The following is a 21,607-nucleotide window of genomic DNA, read 5'->3' as shown; positions in this document are numbered from 1 at the left end:
CAGCAATCCGAGGCGTCAATGCTAGAAAACAGAATCAAGTTCCGGCACCTGCAATGCTTTATCGAGGTGGCCAGGCAGGGCAGCGTCAGCCGCGCCGCCGACCTGCTGTCGCTGACCCAGCCGGCGGTCTCCAAGAAACTCAAGGAGCTGGAAGAAATGCTGGAGGTCCAGTTGCTGGATCGCAGCAAAAAGGGGGTCGCGCTGACCCAGTTCGGCGAAGTGTTCCTCAAGTACGCCGGGGCCAGCATGGCCGCCTTGCGCGAGGGCACCGACAGTCTGATCCAGGCGCAGATGAAGGGCAAGGCCAGGATCAGCATCGGCGTGCTGCCGACGGTGGCGGCCAGCATACTGCCCGCCTCGGTGATCCGCTTTCGCCAGTCGGGGCTGGATGTCACCCTCAACCTGATCTCCGGCCCCAACACCCTGCTGCTCGGCCAGTTGCGGGTTGGCGAGCTGGACCTGGTGGTCGGCCGGCTGGCTGAGCCGGAGCTGATGAGCGGCCTGTCCTTCCAGCACCTCTACTCGGAGCGGGTATCCTTTGTGGTCCGTCCCGGGCATCCGCTGCTCGCCCGGGCGCCCTTCAATATCCAGCAGCTCGGCCACTACCCCGTGCTCTACCCGACCCGCGACTCCATTATCACCGCCTCGGTCGAGCGCTTCCTCATTTCCCAGGGGCTGCGCACGCCGCCGGATCGCATCGAAACCATCTCCGATTCCTTCGGCAAGGAATACATCCGTCAGACCGACGCCATCTGGATTATTTCCCGGGGCGTGGTGGCAAGGGAGATCCTCGAGGGAGAGCTGATGGAACTGCCCATCAATACCCTGGAAACCCTGGGCCCGGTGGGCCTGACCACCCGCGCCGACACCCTGCCGACCCCGGCCATCCAGATGTTCATGAACAGTGTGCGCAATACCGCGGAGCAGATGGAAGCCCGCGCCGGCCAGCGCTGAGGCCAGCAACGACAAGGCCGCCCCGAGGGGCGGCCTTGAGCTTGGCGGCAATGGCGCTTACCAGTCGTTGAACTTGTCCAGATCGATACCGGACTTGCCCGGGGCCAGTATGTTGTTGGGATCCAGGGCCTTTTTGAGGGTATGCTCCAGCCGGCGCTTCACCGGACCGTAGCTTTGGGCCACCCGGTCCATGAAGCGGGTGTTCACCCGGTATACGGCGTAGCCGCGCTTTTCGAACTCGTCGAGCAGCTCATTAAAACAGGCGTCGGCCCGCTTGGTTTCTTCCGGGTTGGTGCGGTCATAGAGCACGTCGATCACATGGTGCATGTCGCGCCAGCCCACAATAAACTCGCCCACGTAATCCAGGCCGTGCTTGTTCAGGATCTGCTTGGCCAGGGCGTACTGTAGGTGTTTGCCCCAGAGAAACAGGCCAAACAGTTCAAGCTGGAGGGGAAACGAGAACGAAGTTATCCAAGGGTGTTGAAAGCGTCCAAAAACACCTATCCGGTCAGAAAGAAAAATGCCGCTCACCTTAAGTGAACGGCATTACGCCATATGGCGCCCTTTGGTGTTATTTATGGCGGAGCTATTCAACTCCGGAGGCATTGGCCTCAGGCAAACACGAAATACTTGCGCACGGTTTCCACCACCTCCCAGGTGCCCTGGAAGCCGGGCTCGACCACGAAGATGTCGCCGGCCTTGAGGTGGATGGGCTCACCGCCTTCCGGGGTCAGGATGCAGTAGCCTTCACGGAAGTCGCAATATTCCCACTTGGTGTAGTTCACCGCCCACTTGCCCGGGGTGCACATCCAGGTGCCCATGAGTTTGCTGCCGTCTTCCGAGGTGTAGGCGTTGAGGTTGACGGTATGGGGGTCGCCCGAGAGCTTTTCCCACTTGGTGGCATCCAGCAGGACGGTGGGCTGGGTATCGCGCAGAACCGTGATTTTCTTGGACATGATGTCTCCTTTTTTCTTCATACCGAGTGCCGTCGGCACCCGAGGGGTGATGGGTGTCAACTGCCCAGTACCACTGTCTTGCCTTGGTACATGAACACCCGCTTTTCGATATGGTACTGGATGGCCCTGGCCAGGGTGACGCATTCCACGTCCCGGCCCTTGGCCACCAGATCCTCCGGATAGTGGCTGTGATCCACCGGCTGGATGCCCTGGGTGATGATGGGGCCTTCGTCCAGCTCGTTGTTGATGTAGTGGGCTGTGGCCCCCACCAGCTTGACGCCCTTGGCGTAGGCCTGGTGGTAGGGCTGGGCGCCCTTGAAACCCGGCAGCAGCGAATGGTGGATGTTGATGGCCCAGCCGGCGAGCCGGTCGCACAGCTCGGGGCTCAGCACCTGCATGTAGCGCGCCAGCACCACCAGCTCCGCCTCGCTCTCCTTGATGATGTCCCACATCCTGGCCTCCTGCTCGGCCTTGGTATCGGCGGTCACCGGCAGGTGGTAGTAGGGAATGTGGTGCCAGTCGGCCAGTCGCTGCAAATCCGGGTGGTTGGAGATGATGGCCGGGATTTCGATGGCCAGTTGCCCGGTGCGGTAGCGGTACAGCAGGTCGTTCAGGCAATGGTCGAATTTCGACACCAGGATCACCACATTGGGCTTGCGCTTGCGTTCGGTCAGTTGCCATTGCAGGCCAAACCGCGCCGCCTTGGGGGCGAAGCCGTCGCGAAAGGCGGTTTCGTCGAAGTCGCCCTCCGCCGGCCGGCGGAACTCGGCCCGGATAAAGAACTGGCCGGCACGGGCGTCGTCGAAGGTTTGCATGTCCGCCACATAGCACCCCTGCTCGCACAGGTAGCGGGTGACCACGTCCACCGTGCCCAGCCGACTGGCACAGGTGGCGGTGAGGATAAGGGTATCTGGGGTGTTCATGGGCAACCTCCTTGTGGAAAACAGTCCGGTTTGGAACCGCTCATATCCGTCGGCCAAAGGGCCAATTCCGCCGGCGCACCGGGCGAACCCGGTGGCCGGCGTCGCGGCCCTTGTTCCGGCCTTGGCGCCGCCCTTAGCGGCTGATCACCAGGCCGTATTCGCGGCTGGCATCCTGCAGCCACATCCACAGGTAGTCGGCGAAGCTGCGCCGGACCACCAGCTCGAAGCTCTCCGCCCCGGTGCGGCGCAGCAGTACCGTGCTCTTGGCGAACACCGTGCCCACGCACTTGCCGGTGGGGAAGTGGGAGGGGTGCACGTCGTAGGGGCAGGACTTGCGCACCACCAGCTCGGCCTTGGGACCGGAAAGCTCCAGCACCGTCTGGCCGCCGCTCACGTCGGTGATGGCGTAGTGGCCGGCCAGCTGTTCACGCAGCTGGGCCTCGAGCTGGCCTTCCCGGCCGCCTTCCACGATGATCAGCCACTCGTCCGGCGCCAGCCACTGCACCAGCACCCGGTCGGTTTCCACCGAGCTGCAGAGCTGGGTGGGCAACGCCACCCCCAGCACCTTTTCCACGGTTCGGCCGAACAGCTCGTTGCCGGCGTTGCCGCGCAGCACCAGGTGGCCCAGCAGCGCCTTTTCGCGCAGCACCACCTCGCCCTGCTGCCGCTCGGCCGCCAGGGCCGGCAGGTTGGCGTGATAGAGCGGGGATTCCACCCGCACCCGGGGCTCAGTCCGGGCCAGTTTGGCGGTAACGTTAGACATGCTGACGCTCTCCTTTGGGATCATAGAAAACGGGACTGGTGATCTCGGCTTCCAGCACCCGGCCGTCGGCCAGGGGGAAGAACACGGTTTCACCCATGCGGTTCAAACCGCCTTTCACCACACCCATGGCGATGCTGTAGCCCAGGTTGGCACTGTAATAACTGGAGGTCACATGGCCGACCATGGGCACCGGCACCGGGTGCTTGGGATCCAGCACAATCTGCGCCCCTTCCGGAATGACGGTCTTGGGCTCCTTGCACTTCAGCCCCACCAGCTGCTTGCGGTCGGTGCGCGCGGTGTCGCTGCGCGACCAGGAGCGCTTGCCGATAAAGGGGAAGGGCTTGGTCTTGCCCACACACCAGTCCATGCCCAGGTCGAAGGGGGTCACGGAGCCGTCCGTATCCTGGCCGACGATGATGAAGCCCTTTTCGGCCCGCAGCACGTGCATGGTTTCGGTGCCGTAGGGGGTAATGTTGAACTCGGCTCCCGCCGCCATCAGCGCCTCCCACACATGCAGCCCGTAGTTGGCCTGCACGTTCACCTCAAAGCTCAGCTCGCCGGTGAAGGAGATGCGGAAGATGCGGCCTTTCACCCCGGCGATAGTGGCGTCCTTCCAGGTCATGAAGGGGAAGGCCTCGCCGGCCAGATCCACGCCTTCCACCACTTTTTCCAGCACCTTGCGGCTGTTGGGGCCGGACACCGTCATGGTGGCCCAGTGGTCGGTGACGGAGGCGAAGTACACCTCCAGCTCCGGCCATTCGGTCTGGTGCCACAGCTCCAGCCACTGCAGCACACCTGCGGCACCACCTGTGGTGGTGGTCATGACGAAATGGGTGTCGCTGATGCAGGAGGTGACACCGTCGTCGAACACCATGCCGTCTTCCTTGCACATCAGGCCGTAGCGGCAGCTGCCGGGAGTGAGCTTGGCCCAGGCGTTGGTGTAGATGCGCGACAGGAATTCCCGCGCGTCCTTGCCCTGGATATCGATCTTGCCCAGGGTGGATGCATCGAGGATGCCCACGCTGGTGCGCGCGGCCACGCACTCCCGGTTCACCGCCTGGTGCAGATCCTCGCCCGGCTGGGGGAAATACCAGGGGCGCTTCCACTGGCCCACGTCCTCGAACTCGGCGCCGTGCTTCACATGCCAGGCGTGCATGGCGCTGAAGCGGGCCGGGTCGAACAGGTGGCCGGCGTCGCGCCCGGCCAGGGCACCCATGGTCACCGGGGTGTAGTTGGGCCGGAATACGGTGGTGCCGGTCTCGGGAATGCTCTTGCCCATGGCCCGGGCGGCAATGGCCATGCCGTTGATGTTGCCGAGCTTGCCCTGATCGGTGCCGAAACCCATGGCGGTATAGCGCTTGATGTGCTCGATGGACTCGAAGCCCTCGCGCACGGCCAGCTCGATACCGGCGGCGGTCACGTCGTTCTGGTAATCCACGAACTGCTTGGGCGCGCGGCTGACCGGCTTGCTGTGGGGCACCAGGAACAGCGCCTGGGGCTCGTCTTCACGCGGGTCCACGGTTTTGATTTCCGGATCCGTCACCTGGGCGGCGAGGTCGCCGTAACCGGCGGCTTCGGCAGCGGCGCGGCCGGCTTCCAGCCCTTCGGCCAGCACCCGGGACAGCAGGTAGCTGCCCTGCACGCCGCCAGCCAGCAGTTGTTTCTGCACGGTGTCGCCGGGCACAAAGCCGATGATATCGTCATTCCATACCGGACGGGCGCCGGTGTGGGCGGTCAGGTGCACCACCGGGCTCCAGCCGCCGGAGCTGGCAATGGTATCGCAGGCCAGGGTGTCGGCTGGGCCTGTCACCTGGCTGCCGTCGCTGGACAGCGGGGCCACCTTGGCGCCGCTCACCCGCTTCTTGCCGGTGGCTTCAATCAGGCCATGGCCGGTATAGACCTTGACGCCCCTGTCCTTGAGCTGCTGGTAACGGGCACCGGACGGCCGGTGACGGCTGTCCACCACCGCCACCACTTCGCGGCCGGCGTCCAGCCAGTCGAGGGCGGCCTGGTAGCCGTAGTCGTTGCAGGTCATCAGCACCAGGCGGCGGCCCGGGGCCACGCCGTAGCGGTTGACATAGGTGGAGATGGCGCCGGCCACAAAGCAGCCGGGCAGGTCGTTGTTGCCGAACACCAGGGGGCGCTCGTGGGCACCGGTGGCCAGTACCACCCGGCCGGCGCGGATGCGGTGCAGGCGCTGGCGGGTCTTGCCGGAAATGCGCTCGCCCAGGTGATCGGTACGCCGCTCCAGCACGGACACGAAGTTCTGATCGTAGTAGCCGGCAGCGGTGCTGCGTGGCAGCAGGGTCACGTCGGGAAGCGCACTCAGCTCCTTCACCGCCGCCGCCACCCAGTGGCCCGGCGCCTGGCCGTTGATGGGCTGGGTGCTGTGCAGCAGGTGGCCGCCGAACTCGTTCTGCTCGTCCACCAGGATCACCCGGGCGCCACGGCGACCGGCGGCCAGGGCCGCGGCCAGGCCGGCGGGGCCACCGCCCACCACCAGCACATCGCAGTGGTGGTTTAGCTTGTCGTAGCTGTCCGGATCGCGCTCTTTCGGCACCCGGCCAAGGCCCGCGGCCTTGCGGATCAGGTGCTCGTACTTGGGCCACATGGACTGGGGATACATAAAGGTCTTGTAGTAAAAGCCCGGGGGCATCATGCGCCCACCGACCTTGCCCACCACGCCCATCAGATCCTTGTCGACGTTCGGCCAGCCGTTGGTGCTGGCGGCGGTGAGGCCGTCATACAGCTCGGCCTGGGTGCCGCGGATGTTGGGGATCATGGTGGCCTCAGAGGAGCCCACCTGCAGGATGCAGTTCGGCTCTTCCGCCCCGGCGGCCATGATGCCGCGCGGACGGGAATACTTGAAGGAGCGGCCGACCAGATCCACCCCGTTGGCCAGCAGCGCCGAGGCGATGGTATCGCCCGCATAACCCTGGTAGCGCTTGCCGTTGAAAATAAAGCTGAGCGGCTTGCTGCGGTCCACCCGCCCCTTGCCCTGAATACGATGTTGCTGGCTCATGACTGGCCTCCTTGCTCGCCGACCTTGTAGGTTTCTTCGATTTCATATGTCACTGTGTGCCGGACCGCGTTGAAAAACTTGCGGCAGCCGGCGGCGTGGTACCACATCTCCCGATGCAGTCCGCGCGGGTTCTTGCGCATAAACAGGTACTGGGCCCATTCCTCGTCGCCGAGGGCGTCCGGATCCGCCGGGCGGGCAATATGGGCCTCGCCGGCGTAGCGGAATTCTTCTTCTTCGCGGTGCTCGCCGCAGTGCGGACAGTAAAGATGTAACATCGGTTCTCTCCTCAGTGTGCTACGCCGGCCGCGCCGTGTTCGTCGATCAGGTGGCCGCTGGTAAAGCGATCCACGCTGAAGGGCTTGGCCAGGGGGTGCGGATCGTCATGGGCGATGGTGTGGGCAAAGACGTTGCCCGAGCCCGGGGTGGCCTTGAAGCCGCCGGTGCCCCAGCCGCAGTTGAAATACAGCCCCTTGATGTGGGTCTTGGAAATAATCGGGCAGGCGTCGGGACAGGTGTCGACGATGCCGCCCCAGGTCCGGTTGAGGCGCACCCGGCTGAAGATCGGGAACATTTCCACGATGGCCGCCATGGTGTGCTCCACCACCGGGAAGGAGCCGCGCTGGCCGTAACCCAGGTAGCTGTCGATACCGGCGCCGATCACCAGGTCGCCCTTGTCGGACTGGGACACATAGCCGTGCACGTGGTTGGACATCACCACGGTATCGAGAATGGGCTTGACCGGCTCGGACACCATGGCCTGCAGCGGGTGGGACTCGAGCGGCAGCTTCATGCCCACCATATTGGCCAGCACCCCGGAGTTGCCGGCAGCCACACAGGCGACCTTGCGCGCCTTGATAAAGCCGCGGTTGGTTTCCACCCCGGCCACGGCGCCGTTTTCCCGGCGGATGCCGGTCACTTCGGTCTGCTGAATGAGGTGTACCCCCATGGCGTCGGCGGCGCGGGCAAAGCCCCAGGCCACGGCGTCGTGGCGGGCGGTGCCGCCGCGCGGCTGCCAGGAGGCGCCCAGCACCGGATAGCGGGCGTTCTTGGAGCAATCCAGGATCGGCACCAGCTCCTGCACCTGCCTGGTGTTGAGCACTTCGCCGTCGATGCCGTTCAGCCGGTTGGCGTTGACCCGGCGCTCGATGTCGCGCATGTCCTGCAGGGTGTGCCCCAGGTTGAGCACGCCGCGCTGGCTGAACATCAGGTTGTAGTTGAGATCCTGGGCCAGGCCTTCCCACAGCTTCATGGCGTGCTCATACAGCCAGGCGGCCTCGTCCCACAGGTAGTTGGAACGGACTATGGTGGTGTTGCGGGCGGTGTTGCCGCCGCCGAGGTAACCCTTTTCGATCACCGCCACGTTGGTGATGCCGTGCTCCTTGGCCAGGTAGTAGGCGGTGGCCAGACCGTGGCCGCCGCCGCCGACGATCACCACATCGTAGCCTTCGTGTTTGGGGGTGGGGTTGTGCCACACCTTCTGCCAGTTTTCGTGATGGCTGAGGGCATGCTTGAGCAGCCCGAACCCGGAATATTTTTGCATGATGTCACCTGTCGTTTTTAAGTCAGTGTCCGGACTGCCTGGACATGCGGAGTGCCGGTTTGGCTCTCCTCCAGGCAGGCCGTTAGCAATGGTTTAGCGATATACCGGGAAGTAGCTGCACAGGGTGGCGACCTGATCCTTCACCGCCACTATCACTTCCGGGTCGTCCATATGGTCGAGGATGTCGCAGATCCAGCCCGCCAGCTGGCGGCAATGCTCCACCTTGAAACCGCGGCTGGTCACCGCCGGGGTGCCGATACGCAGGCCCGAGGTCACAAAGGGCGGCTGCGGGTCGTTCGGCACCGCGTTCTTGTTGACGGTGATGTGCGCCTCGCCCAACACCCGATCCGCGTCCTTGCCGGTAATGCCCTTGGCGGACAGGTCGAGCAGGAACAGGTGGTTATCGGTACCGTTCGACACCACATCGAAACCGCGGCTCTTGAACACCTCCACCATGGCGCGGGCGTTGTCCACCACCGCCTGCTGGTAGGCGCGAAACTCCGGGGTCAGCGCTTCGGCAAAGGCCACCGCCTTGGCGGCGATGGCGTGCATCAGGGGGCCGCCCTGGCCGCCGGGGAAAACGGCGGCATTGAGTTTTTTCTCGATCTCCGGGTTGGCACGGGCCAGGATCAGGCCGCCCCGGGGACCGCGCAGGGTCTTGTGGGTGGTGGTGGTGACCACGTCCGCGTAGGGCAGCGGGTTGGGGTAGCAGCCCGCAGCCACCAGGCCGGCCACGTGGGCCATGTCCACGAACAACCAGGCACCCACCTTGTCGGCGATGGCGCGGAAACGGACCCAGTCCATCACCCGGGAATAGGCGGAGAAGCCGGCCACGATCATCTTGGGCTTGTGCTCCAGGGCCAGGGCCTCGACCTGGTCGTAGTCCACCTCGCCGGTGGCCTCGTTCAGGCCGTATTGCACCGCGTTGTACATTTTTCCGGAAAAGCTGACCTTGGCGCCGTGGGTGAGGTGGCCGCCATGGGCCAGGCTCATGCCGAGCACGGTGTCGCCGGGGGCGCACAGGGCCATATAGACGGCGGCGTTGGCCTGGGAGCCGGAGTGGGGCTGGACGTTGGCGTAATCGGCGCCAAACAGTTCCTTGGCCCGATCGATGGCCAGCTGCTCCACCTTGTCCACCGCCTCGCAACCGCCGTAATAGCGCTTGCCGGGGTAGCCTTCCGCATACTTGTTGGTCAGTACCGAGCCTTGCGCTTCCATTACCGCCGGGCTGGTGTAGTTTTCCGAGGCAATCAGCTCGATATGCTGTTCCTGGCGGGCGGCCTCTTCTTCCATGGCGGCCCACAGTGCCGGGTCCATGTCCTGAATGCGGGTGTGTTTGCTGAACATCTTGTGACCTCCTTGCTCGGCGCGGGCTGTCCCGGCCTGATGTTGTCCATCTCTCCGGCGTCCGGCTGGCGGGCGCTCGGGTCTTGCGTTGACTTGCATACTACTGAGCCCCCCGGGAGCCGGGCTGACTGGCTGCGGCTGAAAGCTGCGTATTTGCGACAAAAGTTCACATTTACTCAACATCAGCCAATAGCGACGGGCCTGCAGGCCCGTCGGTGCGGGCAACATGGCGCCTAAACGATTGCAAACCGTTAACAACCGCGCCACGCCTGGCATGGCGCCGCCTTGCCGGGAGTGCAAAGCCCGCCGGCAAGGGGTAATATTCGACCCAGTCGTTGTCTTTTCAGGAATACCGCCGCCGTCCATCCGGCTGTCGTCAATACGCCATGTCCCAAACCCGTGAAAAACGCCTTTTCAGCCACCGCCTGCGCGACGCCAACAGCGCCTTTCTCCCGGCCCGCCAGCAACCGGGGCAACCGACCCGGGTGGGCTTTGTACTGCTGCCCCATTTTTCCATGATGGCCTTCACCGCCGCGGTGGACGCCCTGGTCACCGCCAACCTGGTACAGGCCTCTCCCCTGTTCACCTTTGCCAGCTACGGCCTGGACGGCACCAGGGTACGCAGCGATCTGGCCATCGACATCTCCGCCCAGGCCACCCTCGACCAATTGCCGCTGGACGGAGACACGGCGCCGGACGTGGTGATAGTGTGCGGCGGCTTTCGCTGTGATCTGAACGAACAGACCCTGCTCACCCTCAAGCTGAAGGCCGCCGCCAAGCGCCAGAAAATGCTGGGCGGACTGTGGAACGGCGCCGTGGCCCTGGCCCATGCCGGCCTGCTCGACGGCCTGGCCTGCGCCATCCACCCGGACAACCACGCCTTCGCCCGGGAGCACTTCCCCCATGTGCAGGTATCGCATCAGGTGATGGTGGTGAGCGAGCGGGTACTGACCAGCGCCGGCCCCAGCAGCGCCCTGGAAATGATGCTGGCCCTGATCGAACGGCTGCACGGCAAGGACACGGTGCGCGCCATCCGCGAAATCCTGAGCAGCGACCGCATCGCCGACAGCAACGAAACCCGGCTCACCCTGGCGGAAAACGATCCCGGCCTGCCCGAACCCCTGCGCAACCTGCTGCACCTGATGAACAGCAACATCGAGGAGCCGCTCGGCATCGAGGAGCTGGCCGCCTACGTAGGCCTGTCGCGGCGGCGCATCGAGCGGCTGTTCCAGAGCCACCTCGAAACCACGCCTTCCCGTTACTACCTGGAGTTGCGCATCACCCACGCCCGCCGCCTGCTGCTGCAAAGCGACGACAGCATCGCCAACATCGCCGTGGCCTGCGGCTTTGTCAGCTCCACCCACTTCAGCCACTGCTTCAAGGATTTCTTCGGCGTTTCCCCTAGCCAGGCCCGGCAGTTGCGCCGGGGGTAAGGGCTCGACTTGTAAAAAAATGTAACAACATGTAGCGATTTGTTCGCATCTGCGGCAAACCGCCCGGCCATTGACAATGGCCGGCTGGCGGTGTTAGAAGTTGGCGGCCGGCGGGCAGTCCGGCGCGCCGACGACCTGAAGGTAAGCAAGATATGGATATCAGCATCTTGATTGTGGAAGATGACGAGGTGACGAGGGATTGCCTGGTTGCCTATTTCACGGCAGAACAGTATAGGGTCTACTCGACCGAAAGCGCCGAACAGGCGGAGAACATACTGCAAACCGAGCCCATCGATCTGGTTTTGCTCGACATCCGGCTGCCCGGCAAGGACGGCCTCACCCTCACCCGGGAAATCCGGGCCAACACCGAAACCGGCATCATACTGGTGACCAGCCGACAGGATGAGATAGAGCGCATCATCGGCCTGGAATGCGGTGCCGACGAATACGTGACCAAGCCCTTCAACCCCCGCGAACTGCTGGCCCGCGCCAAAAACCTGGCCCGCCGGGTGCGCGCCGCCGCCCCGGCGGGCCCGGCGCCCAACGCCGGCGACGTGCGCCAGTTCGACGACTGGCGTTTTGATCTGGACAGAAGGGTGCTGATCGACCGGGAACAGCGGCAAACGTCCCTGACCCACGGGGAATACCAGCTGCTGTGCGCCTTTATCCGCCATTCGGGGCAGACCCTGTCCCGGGACCAGTTGATGGATCAGATCAAAAACCGCGAATGGGCCCCCAACGACAGAACCGTGGACGTGCTGGTGGGCCGGCTGCGGCGCAAGCTCGGCGACAATCCGGCCCATCCCAAGACCATCCTCACGGTACACGGCGCGGGCTATGTGTTCACCCCCAGGCCGGTGCCGTGCCACTGAAACCCGGCCTGTGGCTGCTGCTCGGGCTGCTGCTGGCCCAGCCCGCCTCGGCCAGGACCTTGCTGGCCTGCGGCCACCCCATGTATCCGCCCCTGTCCTGGGCCGAGGGTGGCGAGCTGGTCGGCATCGCCCCCCACCTGGCGCGCCGGCTGCTGGCCGAGCAGGGCTATGCCCTGGATCTGCGGGTGTTCGGCAACTGGGAGCGCTGCCAGCTGGCCGCCCGCCAGGGCAAGGTGGACCTGATCGTGGCGGCCTACAAAACCCGCGGGCGGGAACAGGACTTTCTGTTCAGCGACACCCCCATCATCGCCGATCCCGTGGTGCTGTTTACCCACCGCGGGCGGCGCGCCCAGGCGCCCGAACTGGACGGCCGCACCCTGGGGCTGTTGTTCGGCGACAGCTTCGGCGACGCCTTCGACCGGCAGGCGGCCCAACACCCCCGGGTGGAGCGTGTCTCTACCGGTGAACAGAATTTCCACAAGCTGGCCCGGGGACGCATCGACTACATGCCCATAGGGCTGACTACCGGCCGGCTGCAGGCCCGCAAGCTGGGCCTGACCGAACAGGTCTTTGCGCTGGATCACCTGTTGACCGTGGAGCGCTACCACCTGGCCCTGCCCAGGGGCTCGGTGCTGGCGCCGCTGCTGCCGGCGCTGTCGGAACGGTTGCGCCAGTTGACCGAGGATAAGTACATAGAGCACATCGGCCGCCATTACGAGCACCGCTACCTGGACGGTCCCTGAGATGCGCCGCCTGCTCGCCCTGCTGCCCCGCTATCGCCGCCGCCACCCGCTCGGCTTCCGGCTGTTCCTGCTGGTGCTGGGGTTCAGCCTGGGGTTCTCCCTGATCTCCACCGCGGTGCAATTGGCCCTGGATTATCGCCAGGCCAGGCAGGACATGGCGGCGCGGCTATCCCTTATCGAACAGAGCTACCTGGAGGGGCTGACCCAGAGCCTGTGGGATCTGAACCTGCCCCAGGCCCGGCTGCAGCTCAAGAGCATGCTCGACATGCCCCACATGGCCCGGCTGAGCGTGACCGCCGACGCCCTGGCCGCGCCCCTGGTGCTGGCCCGGGACCCGGCCGGCGACAGCGAGCCCGACCGCCACGCCTTCGAGCTGGTGTATCCCAGCCCGGTTCTGGGGGCGCAGGCGGTGGGCCGGCTTGAGCTGGAATTCAGCCGATCCAGCATTCGCCGGCAACTGGCGCAGAATGCCCTCTCGGCCCTGCTCGGCCACAGCCTGACGGTGCTGGCCATCGCCCTCAGCCTGATGCTGCTGTTCCAGCGCCTGGTCACCCGCCACCTGGAGCGGATGGCCCGCCATGTGGAGCAACTGGGCAAGGGCGAGTGGAGCCAGGCGCTGCAACTGAGTCGCCGGCCACACCGGCAACAGGATGAACTGGACACCCTGGTGCGCGCCCTCAACACCCTGCGCCAGTCCATCGAGCAGGATCGCCGGCACCGGGAGCGCCGCCAGAGCGAGCTGCAGCTGGACAAGTCCAGGCTGGAAGCCCTGGTGGACAAGCGCACCCGGCGTCTGCGCCAGGCCAAGGACGCGGCGGAGGCGGCCGACCGGGCCAAGACCCGCTTTATCGCCAACATGACCCACGAGCTGCGCACCCCCATGAACGGCATTCTGGGCACGGTGGCGCTGCTGCGGCCGGCCCTGACCGGCGACCTGGAACGGCGCCGGCTGGATACCCTGCAGCAGTCGGCCGAACATCTGCTGATGCTGCTGAACGACGTGCTCGACTTCGCCGCCCTGGAGCAGGGGCCCCTGTCCGGCCAGGCCGCCCCCTTTGCCCTGGACGAGCTGCTCGGCGCCACCCTGGCCATGATGCAGGACTATGCCGGCGCCAAGCGGATCAGCCTGACGCTGGCCCCCGTGCCCCCGGCCAGGCTGCTGGGCCATGCCGGCCGGCTGCGCCAGGTGCTGATCAACCTGCTGTCCAACGCCATCAAGTTCACCGCCGAAGACGGCCGGGTAGAGGTGGCCGTGCGCCGGCGCCAGGATGACTGGCTGTTCAGCGTGGAGGACAACGGTATCGGCATCGCCCCGGAACAACAGCGGCGCATTTTCCAGCGTTTTACCCAGGCCGATGAAAGCATTACCCGCCGTTATGGCGGTACCGGCCTGGGGCTGGCTATTTCGGCCCGGCTGGTCGCCGCCATGGGCGGCCGGATAGGGGTGGAAAGCCAGCCGGGCCGGGGCAGCCGCTTCTGGTTTTCGCTGCCCCTGGCCGAGGCGCCGGCGCCGGCGGCAGCGCCCGTTCCCACAGCGCCGCCCCTGCCCAGCCTGAGCCTGTTGCTGGTGGAGGACGTGGCCATCAACCAGGAGATCATCGCCGCCCTGCTCGAACAACAGGGCCACCTGGTCATCCCGGCCGCCAGCGGCGAGGAGGCGCTGGCCATCGCCGCCCAGCAGGCCTTCGACCTGATCCTGATGGACATGCACCTGCCCGGCATGGACGGCCTGGAAACCCGCCGCCACATCCAGGCCCAGCCCCAGGGCCTGAACCGGGACACCCCGGTGCTGGCCCTGACCGCCAGCGTCGGCCCCCAGGACATCCGCCGCTACCTGGAGGCGGGCATCAGCGCCGTGGTGGCCAAGCCGGTACAATGGCCGCAACTGCACCAGGCCATGGCCCGGGCCACCGGCAGGGCGGGCCCGCCCGAGCTGGATCATCCCCTGCTGCAGGAGCACCTGCGCCTGCTCGGCCCCTCGCGCCTGGGCGCCCTGCTCGCCCGCTTTGCCCATGACCTGCCCGGGCTGCACGCCGCCCTGTGCCGGGAGCTGGCCGACGGCGACCACCTGGAGCAGGCCCAGCTGGCCCATCGCATCCGGGGTACCGCCCGGCTGCTCGGCCTCGACGCCCTGGCGGCGCAACTGGCGGACATCGAGGCCCTGGCGGAGGCGCACCGGCCCCTGCCCGCCGCCCTGCTGGCCGGGCTCGGGCAAGAGACCGAGCGGGCCCTGGCACGGCTGCACCAGCTTCAGAACCGGCTCGGGCAGGGGTAACGGCACAACTCTTTACAATTTTTAACAATAGGGAAAAACCCTGTTTACAGCCGTCCCCTAGCCTGACGCTATCCCTCGGGATAGCGACAAGGACCGCCGGCTGCCGGCCGGTCCGCCCAGGTTCTAAGGAGAGACCCATGACGACAGCAAAACTTCCCCACAAGCCCAGCTTCTGGCTGGCCTGTTTACCCATCGCCCTGACCTTTGCGGTGCTGGGCGTACAGCTGTTTTATTTCAAGAACTTCACCCCCCACATTCCGCTCGCCATCGGCGTGGCCGTGACCGCCCTGATCGGCTGGCTGCGCGGCTACCGCTGGCACGACATGGAAGACGGCATCATGCACGTGGTGCGTCTTGGCCTGCAGTCGGTGGGTATCCTTATCATCGTCGGCATGATCATCGGCATCTGGATTGCCAGCGGCACCGTGCCCTACCTGATCACGCTGGGCCTGAGCCTGATCTCGCCCGAGCTGTTCCTGGCTGCCAGCGTGCTGATCTGCGCCGTGGTATCGGTGTCGCTCGGCACCTCCTGGGGCACCACCGGCACCGTGGGCCTGGCGCTGATGGGCATCGGCAACGGCTTCGACATTCCCATGTACTGGACCGCCGGCGCCGTGGTGTCGGGCGCCTTCTTCGGCGACAAGATGTCGCCCCTGTCGGACACCACCAACCTGGCGCCGGCGGTGACCGGGGTGGACCTGTTCGCCCATATCCGCAACATGCTGCCCACCACCATACCGGCCATGCTGATCGCCCTGGTCATCTACCTGGTGGCGGGATTCAGCCTGATCGGCGACCAGCAGGTGGACTTTGCCCGCATCAACACCATCATCGGCGGCCTGGAGCAGCATTTTGAGCTGTCCTGGACCCTGCTGCTGCCACTGCTGGTGACCATAGGCCTGGCCCTGAAGAAAATGCCGGCCCTGCCGACCCTCTTTGCCGGCGCCCTGCTGGGCCTGGCCACCGCCATGCTGAGCCAGGGAGTGGGCCTGCAGCAGGCGTTTGAATTCATGTTCAGCGGTTACCAGATAGACACCGGCGTGCGCGAGATTGACGCCCTGCTTAACCGTGGCGGTATCCAGTCCATGACCTGGGTGATTACTCTGATGCTGGTGGCCCTGGCCTTCGGCGGCGTGCTGGAGCGTACCGGCTGCCTGGAGGTGATAGTGGAAAAAATCCTGTCCCGTTCCAACAGCTTCGGCGCCATGCAGTCCTCCGCCATCGCCACCTCGGCCATGACCAACGTGATCGGCGGCGACCCCTACCTGTCCATCGCCCTGCCCGGCCGCATGTTCGCCCCGGCCTACAAGGCCAAGGGCTACTCGGCTCTCAACCTGTCGCGCGCCACCGAGGAAGGCGGCACCCTGATTTCGCCGCTCATTCCCTGGAACGCCGGCGGCGCCGTGGTGATCACCGCCCTCGGACTCGGCATTGCCGAGGGCAACACCATCAACCTGCTGTACATCCCCCTGGCCTTCGCCTGCTGGCTATCGCCGCTGATCGGCATGGCCTACGGCTACCTGGGCTGGTTCTCGCCCCGGCTGAGCGCGGAGGAAGCCGCCCGGCCCGAGAAGGCCGGATCCCCGGCCACCCAGGCATGGGCCAAGTAACACCGCAAGCACGGCAGGCTCAGCCGACCGCCCCCTGCGTTTGCAGTGGGGCGGTTGCTCCCTCAATGCGAGTGATCGCGGCCCGCAAAAACAAGCCCTGGAGTTGCATCCAGGGCTTTGTCGTTTACCGAGGTTGGGACCTTACTCGTGCATCCCCAAAGACACGGCAATTACAACTCGATACCCGCCAACCATTCCTTCCAGCGCATGGTCAGATTGGCGCCCACCGACAGAAACGGCTCGGGGGCAGGCGCTTTGGCAGGATGTCGATGACGGCGATGTGATCGCCTGATGTCCTGGATCGGTTTGGAACTGCGGCTGATGGGCCTGCCCGGCCGTGAACCAGGTGACTACGGCGTGTTTTCTCCTCGCAACCACCATGGCGATGCCAATATACTCAAACTGCAACCGTTGGCTTTTCCCATAACTTACTCAAGGTTACCCAATGACCAGCCCCAAAAGCCCCGTCAATCAACACCATGCCTATCATGCCCATGTGTATTTCGATGCCAGCACTCTGGCGTTTGCCACTGCGCTGTGCCAACGCATTGAAAGGGAATTGTTACTGGAAGTGGGCCGCATTCATCAAAAGCCGGTGGGGCCGCATACCCTGTGGAGCTGTCAGGTGAAGTTCACTCACGCGGATTTTGACCGCTTTATTCCCTGGTTGGACCGGAACCGGGGAGAACTGAGTGTGCTGGTGCATGCCGATACGGGAGATAACCTGGCCGACCATACTGTCCATGCCTACTGGCTGGGTGAGGCGGTGGCGCTGGATCTAAGCAGGTTCAGGTAGTCTTAAAATACCACTCTGTCGGCCGCATCTTACGCCGATTGGCCTTGCACGGAAATGCGCCTATCAGCACATCCGGCCGCCCGAAAGGACGGCGCCGGCTCCCCGCCCCGAGATGGCGCCATTCCTACCTTACCTCTGCGGTTATTCCCCCATCACCACGCCTTCCCGGCGCGGATCGGCGCCGCCGAACCAGCCCTGGTCGGTACGCCCTATCGCCTGCAGGCCGCTGGTCATGTCCATCTCGATCACGTCGTGATCCCGTGACCTCAGCCAGTCCAGGGTCCCGGCCGGGAAACGGTTGTTCTCAAGCAGGGTCGGCGCGCCGAGGGCGCCGAAGTTCGGCAGGTTAATCGCGCTCTGGGCGTCCATGCCCCAGTTGAGCATGCCGTACAGCGTCTTGGCGGTGTAGTGGATGATCAGCGCGCCGCCGGGGCTGCCGCCGCTTAACAGCACCCGGCCGCTCGGCTTGTCGAAGACCAGGGTCGGGCTCATCGAGCTGCGCGGGCGTTTGCCCGGTTGCACCCGGTTGGCGGTGGGCAGGCCGGCGGCGTCGTTGGGCGCGAAGTTGAAGTCGGTCAGCTCGTTGTTGAGCAGAAAGCCGCCGGGATCCGTGCCGTAGGGGTTCACCATCTGGCGGGAGCCGAACTGGGCCTCTATGGTCGTGGTCATGCTCAGCGCCCTGCCCTCGCGGTCGATAATGCTGATGTGGCTGGTGCCGTATTCGGGTTGCGCCGCAGACACCCCCAGGGCGACCGGTATTTCGCCGGGCCGGCCGGGCTCGGCGGTTTTCATGCTGCGCTCGCCGATCAAGCCGGCCCGGGCGGCGAGGTAGTCGGGCGCCAGCATGCTCGACCAGTCGCCCCCGGGCGGGCTGACGAAGTCGGGGTCGCCGAGGTACTTGGCGCGGTCGGCAAAGGCGAGCCGCGACGCTTCGGTGTACAGGTGCAGCCACTGGGGCGAAGGCAACGGCTCGCCGCCGTCGGTGGGCTGCATCGGCAGCCCGGCGGCTTCGGTATGGCCCAGGATGCCGAGGATCTGGGCGACGGCGATGGCACCGCTGCTGGGAGGGGGAAAGCCGCACAGCACATACTCCCGGCCGCGGGCGTCATAATCGCTGCACAAGGGCTCGCGCTGCTTCGGCCGGTAACCGGCAAGGTCGGCCAGCGTCAGCTGGCCGGGGTTGGTCGCATGGCCCCGGACTTTCGCGACGATGGCCTCGGCTATCTCGCCGCTGTGCAGAGCCGCGCTGCCCTCGGCGGCGATGTGCCGGAGTACCGCCGCATAGGGCCGGTTCTGCAACACATGGCCGACCGGATAGGGGCTGCCGTCGGGCTGGTAGAAATAGGCCGCCGCCACCGGATCCTGCCGGAGGAAGGCATCGGACTCGAGCTGGCTGTACAGGCGCGGGCTGATTGCAAAGCCCCGCTCGGCGAGCCGGATCGCCGGCTGGAACAGCTCGGCCCAAGGCAGGGTGCCGTGCTCGCGGTGGGCGAGCTCGAGCATCGCCACCGTGCCCGGCACACCGACCGAGCGGCCGCCCACTACCGCCTGGTTGAACGCCAGCGGCGCGCCCTCGGCATCGAGGAACAGGGTTTCATCGGCGGCGGCCGGCGCCGTCTCGCGCCCGTCGTAGGCGCGGACCCGCTTGCCGTCGTAATACATCAGAAAGGCCCCCCCGCCAATACCGCTGCTTTGCGGCTCGACCAGCCCCAGCACCATCTGCACCGCTATGGCCGCGTCCAGCGCCGAGCCCCCTGCAGCCAGTACCTGGCGGCCTGCGTCGGTGGCGAGCGGATTGGCGGCCGCCACCGCGTAGTCCCGCAACGCCCAGCCGGGTTTTTCCTGGTAGCCGGAGGCGATCTCGGGCTGGGGCGGCGGGGCCTGGTAGCGGAATGACTGGGGCTGGCCGGTGCAGCCGGCGAGCAGCAGGATTAAGGCGAGCACGTGAACGGATGGCTTCATGGACGACTCCTGTCGAAAATGGAGAAAACGAGGCCCGGCAGGGTAAATCCCCACCTTTGGACCCACATGGATAACACCAAGCATGTACCATGATCTCGCCGGGAGCGAATCACCGGCTCAGGAAGTAGCGCCGGCCCGGCGGGATGCCAGGGCAAAACCGAGCACCCCGATGATGGGCCCCGGGATCAGCAGCCAGACCGCATCCGGGCCGATCCGGTCGAACAGTGAGGTGGTGGCCGCGATGGAAACCACCGTAATGGCAAACCCAATGGCGTTCTGCATGGCCAGCGCGGCGCCAACCCACTCCTGTGGACAGGCCCGGGCCGACAGGGCGGAAAACTGGGGCGAGTCCGCGACGACGCTCGCCCCCCATACCAGCAGCAGCAGGCCCAGGGCCAGGGCCGGCAGATCCCGCCAGCACAGGGCGAACACCAGGGCGCAGGCACCGGACGTGGCCAGTGCCGCCAGCGCCACCCGGGCACTGCCAACGCGGAGCGACAGCCGGCCGCCGAGCCAGCAGCCCAGCGCACCCGCGCCTATGATGCCAAACGCCATACCAAAGGTGCCAAGCCCGGGGATCCAGCCGGCCGGCAGGGTGTGGGAAACCAGCAGCGGCACCAGGGTCCAGAAGGCATACAGTTCCCACATGTGGCCAAAATAGCCCCAGGCCGCGGCGCGAAACCGGCCAATACGAAAGGCCTTGAGCACAGCCCCGGGCCTGGCTCCTGTGGTTTGCCCCGGCCGGCCCAGCGGCAGATGGGGGCCATCGCCCAGGGCATGGATTAGTCCGGCCGCCAGCAGAGCCAGGCCCGACGAGGCCAGGATAACCAGTTGCCAGGGCAGTCCTGTGCCCAGTTCCCGCAGGGCGTGCGGCAGCGCCGTCCCGAGAGTCAGCATGGCGACCAGTTGCGCCAGCGCCTGGCCGGTGCGCTCGGGAGCCCAGCCGACGATCAGTTTCATCCCCATGGGATAAATCCCCGCCAACGACAGGCCCACCAGGAAACGAAAGGCCATGGCACTGGCCAGCCCGTCTGCCCCCATGGCAAAACCGGCGTTGAACAGGGCTCCGGCAATGGCGCTGGCAACAAACACCGTGCTGGCGCGATAGCGATCCGCCAGGCCGGTCAGCGCCATGATCAGCGTCCCCAGGATAAAGCCGCCCTGTACCGCCCCGGTCAGCCAGCCGATATCGGTGTTGCCGAGCCCCCAGTTGGCCATAAGGTCATCCGCCGCACTGTTGGCACTGAACCACAGCGAGGTGCCGAGCAGCTGGGCCATGGCAATGGTTGCCACCGGCCCGGGCCGGTAACTCATTTTTTGGCGATAATCCACACTGCGTGTACGATCCCAGGGATATAGCCCAACAGGGTCAGCAGGATATTAAGCCAAAAGTGCTTGCCGAATCCCACCTGCAAAAATACCCCCAGCGGGGGCAGCAGGATGGCGACGATAATGCGGATAAGGTCCATGGCTGAGTCTCTTTTCGGAATATATCCAACCAGTATATCAAGCCTTTTCCCTGAGCTAATCATTTGTTGCTGTTACATTTTTATTTACACATCCGATCACCGCCACACCAGATGACCAGCTCCACATTTATCTTCAAGATAAGGTCAGGTAGCCCGGCACCCGGCGGAACAGGGACGCCAGGCCGTTGTACACCTTGGTCGACACCCCGCTGGCCAGCAGGATATCGCCGAGAAAGATAAACAGCGGCACCGCCGTGAGCGAGAAGCCGGTGAGCAGATTCCAGGCCGCATGCACCGCCAGGAAGCTGGCGCCGTCAGCCTGGAAGTGAAGCAGGATCAACCCCACCAGGCCCAGCGCAGCACCCAGCAGGGCGCCACTGCCAAGCAGTGCCAGCAAGGCGGAGCTCAACATCAACCAGCTCATGACTCCCCCTCCCCGGTGCAATGCTTGCCCGGGGCTGACAGACCATGGCGCAGCTGGATGAGGATACACAGCAGAAATGACAGCGGCATAAGCGCCATCCATGGCCATAGCAGCAGGCCGCTGATCTCGGTGCGGGCGGCAAGCCCGTAAGAGACAAACATAAAATCCCAGGACTCATACAATAGAATGGCGGCAAACAGCAGCAGGATCAGCGCCGCCAGTGCCTCCGCAATCCTCGCCAGGCCAGCGGGAAGACGCTGGGTAAGCAGGTCGAGCCGTATATGCCCCCCCTGGTTGAACACATGGGGAATGGTCAGGAACGTCAGAGAAAAAAACAGAAGTCCTGTCAGTTCATTGGCAAAATGCCAGGGTATATTGAACAGATAGCGCGACAGAGTACTGACGAACACCAGAACTGTCATCCCTACCGCCCCACTACCCCGCACAAGAACAATCCATAAGCCAGCCGGTCGAGCCACAGGCTCAGTCCCTTGCTTCTCATTCCTAATACTCCCTCT

At 65.2% G+C, this 21,607-nt stretch carries 20 protein-coding genes; 7 read left to right on the top strand and 13 right to left on the bottom strand.

From position 1 onward, the window contains the following. Positions 1–18 precede the first annotated feature (18 nt). Positions 19–954, top strand: coding sequence for a pca operon transcription factor PcaQ (pcaQ, locus tag C7I36_RS08335; RefSeq protein WP_106453261.1), 936 nt, complete (start codon positions 19–21; stop codon positions 952–954). 57 nt (positions 955–1,011) lie between these two features. On the opposite strand, the gene C7I36_RS08330 is transcribed toward pcaQ, so the two are convergent. From C7I36_RS08330 to glyA, 8 genes are all read right to left on the bottom strand, one after another. Continuing rightward, a complete protein-coding gene (locus C7I36_RS08330; RefSeq protein WP_281258136.1) occupies positions 1,012–1,350 on the bottom strand; it encodes an FAD-linked oxidase C-terminal domain-containing protein in 339 nt (112 codons plus the stop codon). Between the two features lie 215 nt (positions 1,351–1,565). Beyond that, entirely contained in the window at positions 1,566–1,910 is a 345-nt protein-coding gene (locus C7I36_RS08325; RefSeq protein WP_106453260.1) for a cupin domain-containing protein, read from the bottom strand. A 56-nt stretch (positions 1,911–1,966) separates the two neighbouring features. After that, positions 1,967–2,833: a formyltetrahydrofolate deformylase gene (purU, locus tag C7I36_RS08320; RefSeq protein ID WP_106453259.1), complete on the bottom strand. Its 867-nt coding sequence runs from the start codon at positions 2,831–2,833 to the stop codon at positions 1,967–1,969. A 133-nt stretch (positions 2,834–2,966) separates the two neighbouring features. Beyond that, complete coding sequence (locus C7I36_RS08315; protein WP_106453258.1) at positions 2,967–3,596, bottom strand: sarcosine oxidase subunit gamma; 630 nt, start codon at positions 3,594–3,596, stop codon at positions 2,967–2,969. Next, positions 3,589–6,618 carry a sarcosine oxidase subunit alpha family protein gene (locus C7I36_RS08310; protein WP_106453257.1) on the bottom strand — a complete coding sequence of 1,010 codons (3,030 nt, stop codon included), beginning with the start codon at positions 6,616–6,618 and terminating at the stop codon, positions 3,589–3,591. Before C7I36_RS08310 ends, C7I36_RS08315 begins: the two co-directional genes overlap by 8 nt. Beyond that, on the bottom strand, positions 6,615–6,893 hold the full coding sequence (locus tag C7I36_RS08305) for a sarcosine oxidase subunit delta (RefSeq protein WP_106453256.1): 279 nt from the start codon (positions 6,891–6,893) through the stop codon (positions 6,615–6,617). The genes C7I36_RS08310 and C7I36_RS08305 overlap by 4 nt, the downstream gene beginning before the upstream one ends. An 11-nt stretch (positions 6,894–6,904) precedes the next feature. Beyond that, positions 6,905–8,158 (bottom strand): sarcosine oxidase subunit beta family protein, encoded by a 1,254-nt coding sequence (locus tag C7I36_RS08300; RefSeq protein WP_106453255.1) that lies wholly within the window; start codon positions 8,156–8,158, stop codon positions 6,905–6,907. A gap of 93 nt (positions 8,159–8,251) precedes the next feature. Beyond that, the gene (gene glyA / locus C7I36_RS08295) at positions 8,252–9,505 is read right to left on the bottom strand and encodes a serine hydroxymethyltransferase (protein WP_106453254.1); all 1,254 of its coding nucleotides are present in this window, start codon (positions 9,503–9,505) and stop codon (positions 8,252–8,254) included. Between the two features lie 386 nt (positions 9,506–9,891). Here glyA and C7I36_RS08290 point away from each other — a divergent pair, with 386 nt between their 5' ends. From C7I36_RS08290 to C7I36_RS08265, 6 genes are all read left to right on the top strand, one after another. After that, entirely contained in the window at positions 9,892–10,938 is a 1,047-nt protein-coding gene (locus tag C7I36_RS08290; RefSeq protein ID WP_106453253.1) for a GlxA family transcriptional regulator, read from the top strand. Between the two features lie 152 nt (positions 10,939–11,090). After that, positions 11,091–11,810 (top strand): response regulator, encoded by a 720-nt coding sequence (locus C7I36_RS08285; protein ID WP_106453252.1) that lies wholly within the window; start codon positions 11,091–11,093, stop codon positions 11,808–11,810. Then, the gene (locus C7I36_RS08280) at positions 11,801–12,553 is read left to right on the top strand and encodes a substrate-binding periplasmic protein (RefSeq protein ID WP_245880074.1); all 753 of its coding nucleotides are present in this window, start codon (positions 11,801–11,803) and stop codon (positions 12,551–12,553) included. Before C7I36_RS08285 ends, C7I36_RS08280 begins: the two co-directional genes overlap by 10 nt. A gap of 1 nt (position 12,554) precedes the next feature. Continuing rightward, positions 12,555–14,828: an ATP-binding protein gene (locus tag C7I36_RS08275; RefSeq protein WP_106453251.1), complete on the top strand. Its 2,274-nt coding sequence runs from the start codon at positions 12,555–12,557 to the stop codon at positions 14,826–14,828. Between the two features lie 137 nt (positions 14,829–14,965). Beyond that, positions 14,966–16,438 (top strand): Na+/H+ antiporter NhaC, encoded by a 1,473-nt coding sequence (gene nhaC / locus C7I36_RS08270; protein WP_106453250.1) that lies wholly within the window; start codon positions 14,966–14,968, stop codon positions 16,436–16,438. A gap of 445 nt (positions 16,439–16,883) precedes the next feature. Next, on the top strand, positions 16,884–17,234 hold the full coding sequence (locus tag C7I36_RS08265) for a DOPA 4,5-dioxygenase family protein (protein WP_106453249.1): 351 nt from the start codon (positions 16,884–16,886) through the stop codon (positions 17,232–17,234). Positions 17,235–17,375: 141 nt separating this feature from the next. Here the strand turns inward: C7I36_RS08265 and C7I36_RS08260 are convergent, their stop codons facing one another. The 5 genes from C7I36_RS08260 to C7I36_RS08240 form a co-directional block, all read right to left on the bottom strand. Continuing rightward, positions 17,376–19,196, bottom strand: a complete 1,821-nt coding sequence (locus C7I36_RS08260; RefSeq protein ID WP_106453248.1) for a gamma-glutamyltransferase family protein — start codon at positions 19,194–19,196, stop codon at positions 17,376–17,378. Positions 19,197–19,313: 117 nt separating this feature from the next. After that, on the bottom strand, positions 19,314–20,489 hold the full coding sequence (locus tag C7I36_RS08255) for an MFS transporter (RefSeq protein WP_219899623.1): 1,176 nt from the start codon (positions 20,487–20,489) through the stop codon (positions 19,314–19,316). Positions 20,490–20,506: 17 nt separating this feature from the next. Beyond that, positions 20,507–20,665, bottom strand: coding sequence for a YqaE/Pmp3 family membrane protein (locus C7I36_RS08250; protein WP_106453246.1), 159 nt, complete (start codon positions 20,663–20,665; stop codon positions 20,507–20,509). A 133-nt stretch (positions 20,666–20,798) separates the two neighbouring features. Continuing rightward, entirely contained in the window at positions 20,799–21,089 is a 291-nt protein-coding gene (locus tag C7I36_RS08245; protein WP_245880073.1) for a TRAP transporter large permease subunit, read from the bottom strand. Continuing rightward, positions 21,086–21,511: a TRAP transporter small permease gene (locus C7I36_RS08240; RefSeq protein ID WP_219899622.1), complete on the bottom strand. Its 426-nt coding sequence runs from the start codon at positions 21,509–21,511 to the stop codon at positions 21,086–21,088. Before C7I36_RS08240 ends, C7I36_RS08245 begins: the two co-directional genes overlap by 4 nt. Between the last annotated feature and the right edge of the window lie 96 nt (positions 21,512–21,607).

It is taken from the genome of Zobellella taiwanensis, from assembly GCF_003012795.1.
Taxonomy (GTDB): Bacteria; Pseudomonadota; Gammaproteobacteria; order Enterobacterales; family Aeromonadaceae; genus Oceanimonas; species Oceanimonas taiwanensis.
This window is presented reverse-complemented; position numbering and strand designations above follow the sequence as displayed.

Coding starts and splice junctions, on each gene's coding strand:
- pcaQ (WP_106453261.1), top strand. CDS start 19: ATGCTAGAAAACAGAATCAAGTTCCGGCACCTGCAATGCTTTATCGAG.
- C7I36_RS08305 (WP_106453256.1), bottom strand. CDS start 6,893: ATGTTACATCTTTACTGTCCGCACTGCGGCGAGCACCGCGAAGAAGAA.
- C7I36_RS08285 (WP_106453252.1), top strand. CDS start 11,091: ATGGATATCAGCATCTTGATTGTGGAAGATGACGAGGTGACGAGGGAT.
- C7I36_RS08240 (WP_219899622.1), bottom strand. CDS start 21,511: ATGACAGTTCTGGTGTTCGTCAGTACTCTGTCGCGCTATCTGTTCAAT.
- C7I36_RS08325 (WP_106453260.1), bottom strand. CDS start 1,910: ATGTCCAAGAAAATCACGGTTCTGCGCGATACCCAGCCCACCGTCCTG.
- C7I36_RS08275 (WP_106453251.1), top strand. CDS start 12,555: ATGCGCCGCCTGCTCGCCCTGCTGCCCCGCTATCGCCGCCGCCACCCG.
- C7I36_RS08290 (WP_106453253.1), top strand. CDS start 9,892: ATGTCCCAAACCCGTGAAAAACGCCTTTTCAGCCACCGCCTGCGCGAC.
- C7I36_RS08250 (WP_106453246.1), bottom strand. CDS start 20,665: ATGGACCTTATCCGCATTATCGTCGCCATCCTGCTGCCCCCGCTGGGG.
- C7I36_RS08315 (WP_106453258.1), bottom strand. CDS start 3,596: ATGTCTAACGTTACCGCCAAACTGGCCCGGACTGAGCCCCGGGTGCGG.
- purU (WP_106453259.1), bottom strand. CDS start 2,833: ATGAACACCCCAGATACCCTTATCCTCACCGCCACCTGTGCCAGTCGG.
- C7I36_RS08310 (WP_106453257.1), bottom strand. CDS start 6,618: ATGAGCCAGCAACATCGTATTCAGGGCAAGGGGCGGGTGGACCGCAGC.
- C7I36_RS08245 (WP_245880073.1), bottom strand. CDS start 21,089: ATGAGCTGGTTGATGTTGAGCTCCGCCTTGCTGGCACTGCTTGGCAGT.
- C7I36_RS08260 (WP_106453248.1), bottom strand. CDS start 19,196: ATGAAGCCATCCGTTCACGTGCTCGCCTTAATCCTGCTGCTCGCCGGC.
- glyA (WP_106453254.1), bottom strand. CDS start 9,505: ATGTTCAGCAAACACACCCGCATTCAGGACATGGACCCGGCACTGTGG.
- nhaC (WP_106453250.1), top strand. CDS start 14,966: ATGACGACAGCAAAACTTCCCCACAAGCCCAGCTTCTGGCTGGCCTGT.
- C7I36_RS08265 (WP_106453249.1), top strand. CDS start 16,884: ATGACCAGCCCCAAAAGCCCCGTCAATCAACACCATGCCTATCATGCC.
- C7I36_RS08300 (WP_106453255.1), bottom strand. CDS start 8,158: ATGCAAAAATATTCCGGGTTCGGGCTGCTCAAGCATGCCCTCAGCCAT.